Here is a 12,293-nt window from a genome sequence, read left to right as displayed (position 1 = left end):
GCCATTACATCCCTGTGCCAGCTGAGACCGGGGCGAGCGATGGTGACCTGGACGACAGATACAGATCGGCGAGCTGGCGCGTCATGCTGAGCGAAGCCGAATACAGGCAAGTCGTTGCCTACATACGCAAGCTCCAGGCCCGTTCCCATCTCTGGCAGGCGACGGTCTTCAACTGCAATGCCTTCGTGGGAGAAATCGCGCGCTCCATGGGATATAAAACGCCCGGCATCTGGCTGCGCCCGCGAAGCTATGTAATCAAGCTTCGCGAGATGAACGGGGGGCCGAATGCGACCGGGTACACCGGGCCTCCAGGTTAGATTTTGAAAGAAACCCGGTGTCCGAGCGTTTGTCCGCCGTTGATGTGGCCTCGTACGGAGCTGAGCACAATCAGTACGGGTTCGAGATACGGCATGGCGGATCTCAGGGTCTCTGTCGCGCGCCCTGTGGCATCCGACTGTTCCTGCACTGGGGCTTTCGAGTGTTGGAACGAAAGTGCGACTGCTAATTCAGCAATCTTAATTTCCTTTTCATGGTTTTTCCTCGTCCGATTGTTTGCTTGTTGGGCCTGGAGGCATTCTCCCATTCAAAATGCCGCCACACGTTCAACGAACCAGAACGACCGGCTTGCATCAAGTTCTCAAATATCCCCATGCCATCGCTGCCGAGATGCCCAAACCTGCTCTGATATTCTCAAGCACGTCAGTCCGGACTGCGATATGAGGATAGGCGATGATGCAATTGACAACCGCCGACATCGTGGCGTTCCCGACATCTCCTGGATCCGCAACTACAATTGATCTGATATTAATCCGATAGGTTCGATATTAAGTCGTTTGGTCTTGTAACAACGACACCCAAGATTTTTTGCGTCGGGTAATCACAGCGCGTGCCACACGCGCTTTGAACCACCAATGCGGTGCGTTTGTTCGCACGGAAAGGACAGCCAGCGTAGCATTTTCGCCATCTCCAGCGGCTAGGATGTCCGTCGATTTAGGATTTGACTGAAGAAACGATATTCAAAACGAGGATGACATGATCACGAGACGACGGTTTTCCGTAGGAATCGGGGCGGTTGTGCTTGCCCCGGGCTCGGCCTTGGCTCAGACGAAGCAAAAGAAATTTGTGCTGGATCCGGTATTCCAGCCGCAAAGCGTCTCTTACGAAACCGACCTGCCGGCCGGATCGGTGGTGGTCGATCCGAGAAACAAATTCCTTTACCTGATCGAGAGTCCGTTCAGCGCCCGCCGCTACGGCATTGGGGTTGGTCGTGCGGGTCTCGAATGGTCGGGCGATGCGGTCATCGGAAAGAAAGCTACGTGGCCACGATGGATTCCGACCAAGGACATGATAAAGCGGGAGCCGGCCAAGTATGGGAAATACGCAGTTGGAATGGACGGCGGGCCCAACAATCCACTGGGTGCCCGCGCCCTTTACCTCTATCAGAACGGGCGCGATACCTACTACCGCATCCACGGAACCATTGAACCCTGGACCATCGGTAAGGCGGTTTCCAATGGATGCATCCGCATGACGAATGATAACGTCATCGAACTTTACGAGCGAGTGCACATCGGAACGACAGTCGTTGTCTTGGGATAACAGAACGAGCTGGGATGCGGAGCAGCGCTTCACATCGTAGTCCCGGGACGACCGACATCCACTTGTCGGCGGTCGAAGGCCAGAACCAGAGGGTGCCGAAACAGAGCATGGAGGATCAGCGGCACACCGATCACACCAGGCAGAAGCCAAAATGCGATTTCTGGAAGCTCCTTCCAGAGGGGCAAGTTCTTGCCGTTATCCACATAGAACGCGGTAAGCGTGACGATGTAGGACCCACCCATGCCCGTGAGATGCAGCCTGAGCCATTGATGCCAGCGTCGCCGGGCAGCGCTGCGTCCGAAATAGGCAAGCGCGAATGAGAGCGCCCCAAGAATGAAAAGGTGGTAGTTCTCTGCCCACCGCATAAACGACAAAGCGCCCATGGTGACGAACACGCCGAACAGGCACCAAAAGTAGATTGTCCCGAAACTCGAGTGCCGGCCACGCCCCTTGGTGCTCAGCATCGCACCAGCCCCTGCGACTACCGATGCCAGCCCGAACGCGATATGGACGCCGACTACGGTGAGAAAGACCGGATCGGTGGAGGGTATCGGGATGCCCAAGAGAACCGTTGTGTTTTCGCCTGCCATACTAGCAATATAGCGCCTCTTATCATCGAGCGCTTTGAAGCGCCTATGCTAGAACTGACTATATTTCAACAATGCAGGCAACGGTGGACGCTTCGAGCGGGAAGGCGCTGTGACGACTGCGATCAGGGTCGCAACCTCGAACGACCCAGGCCAATCTACTCTCCCATGGTTGAAAGCACGGCGATCTTGACGAACTTGCTATTGGATTCAGCGGCAACCCTCACGTCTCCAACCCACCGATGTCAGGCTTTTGCTCCCAGGAATCCCCTGCCGCAAGAATGCAACTCTTGCCGGAAATATCTGTTATGACGATGGTCCAGGTAGCTCCATGGGGAGAAAGAAAAAGCTCAAGAATTGCCTTATCTCCAACCAGGCCGAACGCCCCTTGAAGTTCCTGGAACTCATCCTTCAAATACTCGACAATCTGGGCATGCTTTGCGCAGACGATTACCTGCGCGTTGGCAGCCGTGCCGCTTGCGGCAACCAATGCTGCCGCAAACACGGATATTATGATGGTTCTGTGAATGCGCTTCATAACGCGCCTCCTTGGCCGAATCCGATCCAGCAACAGGGGCGCGTAGTTGTGCTCAGTATATCGGAAGGATGACAGCCCGTCGCTTCATACGCACCGTCTCGCTCCTTTCTGCGTTTCGGTTCCTGCCAATAGAACCAGCAAGAGCGCTGATTCCACTTACATATATCACGTGGGGATGTTTCATCCGGACTTCAAGTGAAAGGGCCGCGGCATAATTGCTGCGGCCTTCCGCTTGGTATTATGGGGAGACGCCCGGAAGCGACGGCAGATCCCGGTTCCCCTGAGTTTAATTTCCCAAATTGGTTGTTGAATGGAATCCCGTTCCCATTCGATAGATCAATAGGTGGAATGCCGGTGTGTGCGCATTGACCTCGATCAATGCGTGGACAGCGCGCAAACGCGATAATTGGAGCTTCGGTAATGGCCGCTGCATAATAGGATTACCACGATGAACGATATGGTTTTGAGACAGAACATCCTCGACGAGCTCGAATTCGAACCAAGCCTCAACGCTGCAAATATCGGCGTGTCGGTAGAAAATGGCGTTGTCACTTTGACGGGTCACGTGCCCACCTACATGGAAAAAAACACCGCCGCCGACGTCGTCTGCCGGGTCAAGGGAGTTCGTGGTATCGCCCAGGATATGGAAGTGCGTCCTGTCGGCAGCCATCGCACCGCCGATGATGAAATCGCCAAGCGGGCACTGAACATTCTCAACTGGAACACAGCCATTCCCGAGGGAGCCGTCCAGGTCCAGGTCGAGGACGGCTGGGTGGTGCTCACCGGCACGGTCGAATGGAACTACCAGAAAATCGCTGCGACGGAAGCGGTCCGAACGCTGCCGGGTGTATTCGACGTGGCCAACAACATTCACGTCAAACCGCATGTGTCGTCATTTGATGTGAAAAGGCGGATCGAGGACGCCTTGAAGAGAAATGCTCGGGTCGCGGCATCCGACATCAGGGTGAAGGTCGACGATTTTGGCAAGGTAACGCTCGAAGGGCGGGTGAAGGTCTGGGCGGAACGCAGCCTCGCCACGCGGGCGGCATGGTCGGCACCAGGGGTTAAAATGGTCGAGGACTTGCTCACCGTCGCCTGATCTTCTGAGGCCGGGGCGGCCAGAACATGTGGCAGCCAGTTACTGTCCTTCAGCTTGCGGGATCGGTCCCAGCGCACGCCGAAGGCGACTGATTACCCGTCCTCGCTCATCTGCCTGGTTGCCAGCTTGGTTGATGTCTAGCAACAGGCGCGAAAGATCGTTGTGCCAATCAAGGCGCGCTACGACGCGGCGAGCTCCGTCCTTTGTCAATTCGAAGGCTTCATCGACAACGGGAGCTATGATCCCTGTCATTGGCGAGGGCGTTGAAAGACGCGTTTTCAACACATTGAGCCCGCTTTCTTCACCATCGGTGAGAAAAATCTCATGCCGTATTGGAAAACGTTTTTGCACCCAGTCTTGAAGTTCCTGCGCGTCTGCATGCCCCGAATAGAGGTCGAGCTGACGAACCTGTGCCTTGACTTTAATCTCCTCGGCCTGAATTCTTACACGTGTGGCCCCATCAAGAAGTATCCTGCCCAAGGAACCCTGGGCCTGGAAGCCTACGAGCAGCAACGCGCCTTCCCGACGCCATAGGTGAGCCCTGAGGTGATGACGGATGATATCCCCCGCATCACACACGCCACTGGCTGCTATGACGATGAAATAGCCGCTTATCCTGTTGATAGCTTTGCACTGCTCCACGGTTTCGGTGAAGTGGACGTTCGGAGCGGCGAGGGCCTTCAGGAGCTCAGAGCGCGTTCTGATTTCGGGCCTTGAAACATCCCGCAATTGATCAGAATACGCGAATTTTCCGTCTCGGTTTCGAAGTAGGAGCCGGTGACGCCGTGTGCGGCTCCATGGAACGTTAGTCGAGGGTATGACATCCTAAGGTTTTTCCGATCGATCAGGTGGAAATCATCCACAATTCGTAGTGGGCAAACTGTCGATCCGTAGGCCGTTGAACGCATTGATCCTGGTCAAACCGCAGCGAGCGCCGTCACCATGAGAGAACTTTGGCAAGTCTTGTCTTCACATCGTCGAAAAACGGGATAGCGGCGGCGGCCAGAAGGACAAACGCAAGAACGATCGTTGCGCCAAAGCCGGCGAACCTGAATCCGACTGCGCCAAGGATGCCTCCGGCAAAGAACAAGAAAACCAGCGACGCGTGAACCTTCAATTTTGCGCGGTCCGCTCGCACGACGGGTCTCGTAATGTCTTCGCGCGCTATGTTCCAATAGAACAGTTTCCCCAGTTCAATTCCCATATCTGTGGTCATGCCCGTGACATGGGTGGTCCGAATTCGAGCGTTGGAAAGCTTGGTGATAACAGCGTTTTGCAGGCCCATGATAAAACATAGGAGCATTACCGTCGCAGGAACAAAGAGCCATTCGTGCCGCGATAGATTGCTGCCCATGAGGCCAAAGCAAACCAGCAGAATGGCCTCGATCATGAGCGGAAAGGCGTATTCGCTTTGGAGTGATTGCCGCCTTCCCCAATTGACCAGCATAGCCGAAATGGCCGCCCCTGCGACAAACGACGCAAAAGCGCCCAATCCGGAGAGTGCAAATTTGACGTCGCCTAGAGCAAAACTGTCGGCCATCGACGAAACGATGCCCGACATATGCGACGTATACTGCTTAACTGCCAGAAAACCGCCGGCATTGGCCGCGCCTGCGACAAACGTCAGTATGTAGGCCAAGTGGCGGTCGGCAGTGTCGCTTCTTACTCGCCCCGTCAGGCGTCGCAAGTAATCTCTCATGATTGGGCCGAGGGCCTTATGGATTAATAGTTGAGGCTCACTCGCACATTGCCTGAAGGGCGTTCCACTTTTTGATCTCGGCGCTTCGCAGAGTAGGAAGGGCGATGATTCCCTTGTCTTTCAACTTTGAAAATACCCGGGACACGGTTTCGATGGTGAGGCCAAGGTAATCCCCGATGTCCATCCGCGACATCGGCATATCAATCTGGTCCAATCCGCCTTGCCGTTCCGCCAGATCGATCAAGAATGCCGCCACGCGTTCGGCTGCTGTCTGACGGCCGAGGACAAGTAAATGTTCTTGTGCGCGTGTCAGGCTGCGCAGTGTCAATGAAAAGAGCTCCTGGGAAATGTCACCGAGCTTTGAACGCGGAAACAGGCGCAGGTTGGTGCCTGTTATCGCTTCGGCAAAAAAATGGTGGTTTGCATCGGCTTCGAGACCGAAGACTTCGCCGGATAGATAGAATGCGCTGATCTGCCTCCGCCCGTCGGCAAGCAGCCGATAGACACGCACTGCACCAAACTCGACCTGGTAAATGGTTCCTGCCTTCTCGCCTTGACCGTAAATCTCAGAACCAGGGGCATAAAACAATGTCTGTTGCGGATGAGCGGGACCGAACGGCAAGGGGACGATTTGATGGTCGATGCCGTCTGATCTGAGCTGCGCTGAAATTGGCATTGTGGTGTAGGCTGGCATGACGATCTCCCATTCGATCTGATGGGACATCAATTGCTGAAATCGTCGGGATGCGAAATTCGGTTATGTACCTACGGGTTTCTGCGTAGATTAGACCGTGCGGTCAGTTTCCGCCGCTTTGACGGCCGTTATCAGGGCGTTTCCCAAGACGGGTTTTCGGAGGGCCCTGATACCAAATGATTCCGGCACGGATCGAGTGCGGTCGATCAGCAGAAATGCGGGTTTGTTGAATCGTCGCACCGCAGTCATCGCGAGCGGGTCGTTCAAAAACGCATCTTCATCTATGACGACGCAAGTACCCTCTGCGGCACGAGGCGATTCAAGCGCAGCGGTCAAATCCTCGAACGAAACAACCACAAAACCTTCAACCTCGAGCGCAAATTCAAGCGACCGTCGCAACCCGCGGTCGGGGGCAACAACAAGGACTTGACTTGAACTGGACAATGGTACTCCCTCGAAACATGACTGAGCGATCGAACGCGGGAAAATGGTCCGAATGGTTTAATTGTGTTTTCGAGGCTCGGCATTGCGCTAGGTCAAATCAGCGGATTGACCGCGCGAAGCCGTCAATCGATGCCGAGCTTGACACTGAGCGCCATGCGCACGAGTTCTGGCAGGCTCTTGGCTTTCATTTTTGCCATGACGTTGGCGCGATGGACTTCAACCGTACGCGGGCTGATGTTCAGATTATAGGCGATCGTCTTGTTGGCCAGACCTGCCACCACGCCTGAAAGGACTTGCCGCTCGCGGTCGGTCAACTCCTCCAGTCGCGCGCGGATCGTCGAGGTGTCGTCCAGATCATCGGGTGTTTCGGTCAATTGCGCGGCCGCACGTTTTACCGCTTCAATCAAGATCTCGTCTTCAAATGGCTTCTCGATAAAATCCAAAGCTCCGGCCTTCATGGCCTCCACAGCCATCGGCACGTCTCCATGCCCGGTTATGACGATTGAAGGAATACGAAGGTCGGCTAGTTTCAAATTGCACAACAATTCCACGCCATTCATGTCCGGCATACGCAAATCTGTAACCAGGCAACCATTGCGGATTGTCGGTGCCACCGCAAGAAACCCGGTCGCCGATTCGTGCACGCGAACAGTAAAGCCAGACATGGTCAGCAAAAACGCCAAAGACTTCCTGACGGCCTCTTCATCGTCCACTATGTGGACAGTGTAGTCATCAATCGCCATATGGGTGCCCATCCTTGATTGCCGGAAGCGTGAAGCGGAACGTGGTGCCCCCGTCTTCGTTCTTCCTTGCCGTTATCTCGCCGCCATGGGATTCGACGATACGTTTGGATATCGACAGACCGACTCCCATGCCGCCGGGTTTTGTAGTCATGAATGGCTTGAAGAGTTGGGCGGCAATCTCGTCGGGAATGCCGACTCCGGTATCGGCAACCTCCACAACGACGCTCCCGTCACCGTCCAAGCTCGTTTGTACCCGCAGCTCACGTCTTTCGCTCTCCCGCATCGCGTCCATGGCGTTGCGCATCAGGTTTATCAAGACCTGTTGGATCTGCACGCCGTCGGCCATCACCAACTTCGCTTCGGGGTCGAACTCGAACACGGACCTGATTCCACGTTCGCGCGAACCCACGAGTGCCAGCGCTCCAGCTTCCTCAACCAGCTTGCGGATATCTTCCTCTGTTCTGTCGGTTTCGCCGCGCGTCACGAATTCCCTCAGATGCCTGATGATCTGGCCTGCACGCAGGGCCTGCCTTGAGGTCTCTTCCAAAGCCTCGCGCATCTTCGAAGCAAGGGCGTCGTCCATATCGCGCAACAGTCGCGTGCATCCCTGGGCATAGTTCGCGATGGCAGATAGTGGCTGGTTGAGCTCGTGCGCCAGCGTCGAAGCCATTTCGCCCAGCTCGTTGAGCCGCGCCAGCCGCGCCAGCTCGCCTTGGATTTCCTGCAATCGGGCTGCGGATTCTTCGCGCTCGGTAAGGTCGCGGATAAACCCGGTGAAGAAGACTTTATCTCCGGTCTTTATTTCTCCCACCGCAAGTTTCATCGGAAAGGTCGAGCCATCTTTGCGTTTGCCGACAACGACCCGATCGATGCCGATGATGCGTTTTTCGCCTGTTTTCAGATACCTGCTAATGTAGCCGTCATGCTCACGTTGATAGGGTTCGGGCATCAAGACACTGACGTTCCGGCCAACGACCTCGGCCTCCGTATAGCCGAATTGTCGGACAGCTGCAGCGTTGAATGATGTGATTGTCCCGTCCTTTTCAATGACGACCGTCGCATCGAGCACCGTATCCAGTATCGATCGTAGATGGGCTTCTCGAGCGTCGAGGTCACTCACCGTCTTATCGGTGACCCGCCTCGCGCGATGAAGCAGTCCCCCCATCCATGCAATCACCAAACCGATGACGATCAGAATGCCAAACTCAACGACGTTTTCCGAGTGGTCGAATCGCAGGCCATCGAAATAAAGAGCCGACAGAAGGGACAGACAGACGGCGGCCAGCCCAGGACCGATCCCTCCCGCAACGGAGGCGATCAGGATTGCCGGTATGAACAAACTGAAAACAACCCCATCCTGGAGCAAGCTCTGCAGGGAAAGAAGGATTAAGAAAGCACTTGCAACAGCCATACTGGCGAGCACATATCCCCGGATCCCTTCAAAATGTGGGGAAAGAGCGGTTTTCAGAAGTCGTCCCCTGAGGCCGGGTATGTCTCGTGCTGGCATGCTGTGGGGGTTCCAGATTGGAATGCGAAGTCATACTATCCGGCAACACAGAGCAACATAAATGAGCTCTTTTCAACAACAAACGAAACCAGTTCGGCTGCGACATACGTTCGTGGCCGAAGGCCGTCTCTAGTGTGCCAGTATAGCTGGCTGAGGACCTTTTCCTGGATCCGGCGGGTTCACGGCCTCTCTACAAGGGTGATGCGGTAGGTATGCATCGATTCCCCGGTCTTGATCGAAACGCATTTTTCCTCAACGAAACGCTCGTCGCCCCAATTGAACGCGACTTCATCATCAGCTTCACGGTCCGAGTATTCGATGTACCACTGACCGTTCGGCCTACGCCGCAAATGCCCATACAACGGGCCATCTTTTGCGCGAAAGCGACGGATTTGGCATAAGTGCCGGTGCGTCTCCCACTCCATCGGATCAAGGCGCGAATTTCGGTCAAGCGGAACGAGGAGATCATATCCTTCGTTCGGATCGCCGTTGGGATGGCGGCCTCCTTTCGCGAGCACCAGGCTCACGCGTCGGAATTTGCGGGTAAGTTGGTTTGCTTCGTTCATGATCGGCCATCCTGTTTAATGGACAAAACGACGGGCCCGTCGAGATGTACGTCGGCGAGCATTGTCTTGCCCGACGTGGCCGGTGCTTGATCTGCTCGATTTATGTCGTATGGGGTAATGCGTTTTAGGGTTTCTCGATAAGGGTGATCCTGAAGGTGTGGATCGTTCCGCCGGATTGGACTGACATGTATTCGCCCCAGAGGAAATGTTCGCCGCTCCACTGAAACGCGAGTTCGTCGCGGTCTCCGTTCGCATACTCGAAATACCATTGGCCGTCTGGCTTATGGACCAGTCGGCCATACAAGTCCGCCCCCTTGGGCCGGAAGCGGCGAATTCGGCACAAGCTTTGGTGATGCTTGTATTCGTCCGCATCCAGCCTTCCGCAATCATCAAGCGGAACCAAAAGGTCGTAGCCTTCGTGCGGATTGCCTACCGGATGGCCCTTTTTCTGCGCGAGTTCCATGCGGATGCGCCGGAATTTGGCGGTTAGTTGCGCCGTTTCGCTCATCGTAGATTTCTCCTTTCGGGCTGAAATCTATCGGCGCAAATCTCCAGTTGCTTTGATCCAGCGCAAGGAAGACTGCGATCTGCGCAAGTATTATGCACAGATGGAGTAGGACCGGAGACCACGTCATGCCGTGCAAGAGCGTCTTCTGCATCATCGGGACAGATCGATGTGACCGCGACATCATGAACGCGATCAACCTATGCAACGAGCTCAATGCCCATCTGAGTGTGTTGGTCGTCGGATTGACACCCGTTCCTATGGGCGGATACGGGACCGTCCTTCCGGATGCCTGGACGCTGGAGCGCGAGGCAGACGTTGCTGCTATGAAGGCTCGCGAGCAACGGGTCAGATCACTTGCGATCGCCTATGGCGTGTCGACGGACGTTGACATTTGTTATGTGGGGGAGCGCTGGGCTGATGAGATGATCGGTCAACGTGCCCGCTATTCTGATCTCACCGTCGTTGGTCCCGACTTGTTGTGTCAACCCGATTTGAAAACCTCCGCCATCGAGGGAGTTCTCTTTCACTCGGGCAGTCCGATATTGATCCTGCCGGCTGACGCGGCACCAAGCTTGCGGCCGCGAAAAGTGTTGTTCGCCTGGGATTCCCGGATGGAAGCCATGCGGGCCGCGCGGGCAGCAATCGATGTCTTGGCTGGGGCAATCGAGGTGCACGTCACGATCGTTGAGGCAGGCGACAAACCGAATGAGAGCATTTCCGTGCTCCCGGCCAGTATTGCCGCGTACCTCGCACGCCACGGGGCCAAAGTGACGACGGATCGCCTGCTTGCCAACGGGCGGGCCGCTACCGAAGTCATCCGGCAGCACGCTGCTGATATTTCCGCCGATTTAATCGTCATGGGAGCATACGGGCATTCGCGCCTGCGCGAGCGGGTGTTCGGCGGCGTCACAAGATCAATGATCGACGCCCCGCCGCTTCCCGTGTTCATGATGCACTAGCATTCCGGGGACGGGTCGTCTCAATTTGATGCATCACGTGGACCCTGCCTTTCCAGACCGGAGCGCGGTTCCAGAGCACCTTCGAGTGTCAACACCGCGCGGGAAGTCGCCAACGCCCGTTCCGTTCCTGCGGAGAGACGGCGGACAATGGATCGACGTCGGATGGCCAGGACGTTGTCGTTGGGAAAGATGCATTCAACCCTTATTTTTCATTTGTTCCAGCGCAATGACGACGTGCGCACCGGGGAGTATTCACCGAGCACCATTTTCAGCTTTACACTCGGAGAAGAAAAATGAACCTCAACCCCCTCCTGAGCATCGTTGACAGCGGTCAGGTCGGAACTGATCCGGTAAACGCCGCTGAACTCCGGTCGGATATTGATGCGCTCAAGAAGTTCGTCGACGAGGTCGAAACGCTGCTGAACAATGCTGACAAGTCCAGAACCCTTGTTGATGACTTGCCCGACAGTTCATGGGATGGACATTTGATCGGAAGACGCGCTCGGTACGACGATACAACCGTCATAGGTCCTGATTTGCTTGAGAGCCAAAATCTAAAGGAGAGGGCGGGCCGTCTCTTTGAATCCGACCGGATCCTGATTGTCCCGCGCGGTTGCAAGCCACCGCTTCAGCCGAAGTGCATCTTGTTGGCATGGGATTCCAGCGTGGAGTGCACCCGCGCAGCACATGAGGTGCTCGACCTCATGCTCGGTGCGGAAGAAGTGCACGTTACAATCGTTGATGCTGATAAAAGTTCCAGCCGAGTCGGACGAGACGCGGGTGCCCATATCGCTGCCTACCTCGCCAACCACGGAATCACGGCCATATTGGATCGCTTGGAGTGCGGCGGACAGTCAGTCGCGGGCGTGCTGAAGCAACATGCGAGAGAAATTTGCGCCGATTTGATTGTCATTGGTAACCACCGACATTCCCAGATGTTTGGACGTGTATCCGGAGGGGTAACCGCATCGATGATCGACACCCCACGCGTGCCCGTTCTAATGGTGCATTGAGCGGAATCGATCCCATCAAGCATCGAAAGTCCTTCGTGATCACATGGATAACTTCATGTGATCATCGCCAAAATTTTGCAGCTTGCCTGCGCCTATAATGGCCAACCCGCACGGTATCGTGGACGACGTCTTGTCGTCCACGATACCGGCAAGGGGTGGGGCTCGCCGGCGTGAGGACGATCGTACCTTACCGTGTCAGAGAATTGCAGCCTGTCTTCGCAAGACGGCGGCCGAAAGGCGGTCAAGGCGGACGGCCGCAACTACTGGCCCGACATGAAATCTTGATCTCGATCAATGCGATCAACTGCCGGTTATGGTCTTCTCGCTACGCAACACT

12 protein-coding genes and 2 pseudogenes are annotated in these 12,293 nt (G+C 55.7%); 5 read left to right on the top strand and 9 right to left on the bottom strand.

Going from position 1 to position 12,293, the window contains the following annotated elements:
- Together AAAC48_RS17005 and AAAC48_RS17000 are read left to right on the top strand one after the other, a co-directional pair.
- A pseudogene (locus AAAC48_RS17005) lies at positions 1-317 on the top strand (hypothetical protein); the annotation flags it as partial.
- 715 nt (positions 318-1,032) lie between these two features.
- Entirely contained in the window at positions 1,033-1,599 is a 567-nt protein-coding gene (locus AAAC48_RS17000; RefSeq protein ID WP_340655314.1) for a L,D-transpeptidase, read from the top strand.
- A gap of 29 nt (positions 1,600-1,628) precedes the next feature.
- Here AAAC48_RS17000 and AAAC48_RS16995 read toward each other — a convergent pair whose 3' ends face one another.
- Positions 1,629-2,189, bottom strand: coding sequence for a hypothetical protein (locus AAAC48_RS16995; RefSeq protein WP_340655313.1), 561 nt, complete (start codon positions 2,187-2,189; stop codon positions 1,629-1,631).
- A gap of 220 nt (positions 2,190-2,409) precedes the next feature.
- Positions 2,410-2,724, bottom strand: coding sequence for a hypothetical protein (locus tag AAAC48_RS16990; RefSeq protein WP_340655312.1), 315 nt, complete (start codon positions 2,722-2,724; stop codon positions 2,410-2,412).
- A gap of 448 nt (positions 2,725-3,172) precedes the next feature.
- Between AAAC48_RS16990 and AAAC48_RS16985 the strand changes: the two genes are divergently transcribed.
- Positions 3,173-3,823 carry a BON domain-containing protein gene (locus tag AAAC48_RS16985; protein WP_340655311.1) on the top strand — a complete coding sequence of 217 codons (651 nt, stop codon included), beginning with the start codon at positions 3,173-3,175 and terminating at the stop codon, positions 3,821-3,823.
- Between the two features lie 39 nt (positions 3,824-3,862).
- On the opposite strand, the gene AAAC48_RS16980 is transcribed toward AAAC48_RS16985, so the two are convergent.
- From AAAC48_RS16980 to AAAC48_RS16950, 7 genes and pseudogenes are all read right to left on the bottom strand, one after another.
- Positions 3,863-4,552, bottom strand: coding sequence for an MBL fold metallo-hydrolase RNA specificity domain-containing protein (locus tag AAAC48_RS16980; RefSeq protein ID WP_340655310.1), 690 nt, complete (start codon positions 4,550-4,552; stop codon positions 3,863-3,865).
- A 232-nt stretch (positions 4,553-4,784) separates the two neighbouring features.
- Positions 4,785-5,525 (bottom strand): annotated as a pseudogene (locus AAAC48_RS16975) (YoaK family protein); the annotation flags it as partial.
- 34 nt (positions 5,526-5,559) lie between these two features.
- On the bottom strand, positions 5,560-6,216 hold the full coding sequence (locus tag AAAC48_RS16970) for a helix-turn-helix domain-containing protein (RefSeq protein WP_340655309.1): 657 nt from the start codon (positions 6,214-6,216) through the stop codon (positions 5,560-5,562).
- A gap of 566 nt (positions 6,217-6,782) precedes the next feature.
- Positions 6,783-7,397 (bottom strand): response regulator FixJ, encoded by a 615-nt coding sequence (gene fixJ / locus AAAC48_RS16965; protein WP_340655315.1) that lies wholly within the window; start codon positions 7,395-7,397, stop codon positions 6,783-6,785.
- Positions 7,393-8,910 (bottom strand): PAS domain S-box protein, encoded by a 1,518-nt coding sequence (locus AAAC48_RS16960; protein ID WP_340655308.1) that lies wholly within the window; start codon positions 8,908-8,910, stop codon positions 7,393-7,395. Before AAAC48_RS16960 ends, fixJ begins: the two co-directional genes overlap by 5 nt.
- Positions 8,911-9,089: 179 nt before the next feature.
- Positions 9,090-9,476, bottom strand: coding sequence for a hypothetical protein (locus tag AAAC48_RS16955; RefSeq protein WP_340655307.1), 387 nt, complete (start codon positions 9,474-9,476; stop codon positions 9,090-9,092).
- Positions 9,477-9,600: 124 nt separating this feature from the next.
- Positions 9,601-9,984: a hypothetical protein gene (locus AAAC48_RS16950; protein ID WP_340655306.1), complete on the bottom strand. Its 384-nt coding sequence runs from the start codon at positions 9,982-9,984 to the stop codon at positions 9,601-9,603.
- 125 nt (positions 9,985-10,109) lie between these two features.
- Between AAAC48_RS16950 and AAAC48_RS16945 the strand changes: the two genes are divergently transcribed.
- On the top strand, positions 10,110-10,943 hold the full coding sequence (locus tag AAAC48_RS16945; RefSeq protein WP_340655305.1) for a universal stress protein: 834 nt from the start codon (positions 10,110-10,112) through the stop codon (positions 10,941-10,943).
- 293 nt (positions 10,944-11,236) lie between these two features.
- Positions 11,237-11,956: a universal stress protein gene (locus AAAC48_RS16940; protein WP_340655304.1), complete on the top strand. Its 720-nt coding sequence runs from the start codon at positions 11,237-11,239 to the stop codon at positions 11,954-11,956.
- Positions 11,957-12,293: the final 337 nt, after the last annotated feature.

The sequence above is a fragment of the Phyllobacterium sp. genome, assembly GCF_037994405.1.
In the GTDB taxonomy this organism is placed as follows: Bacteria; Pseudomonadota; Alphaproteobacteria; order Rhizobiales; family Rhizobiaceae; genus Phyllobacterium.
This window is presented reverse-complemented; position numbering and strand designations above follow the sequence as displayed.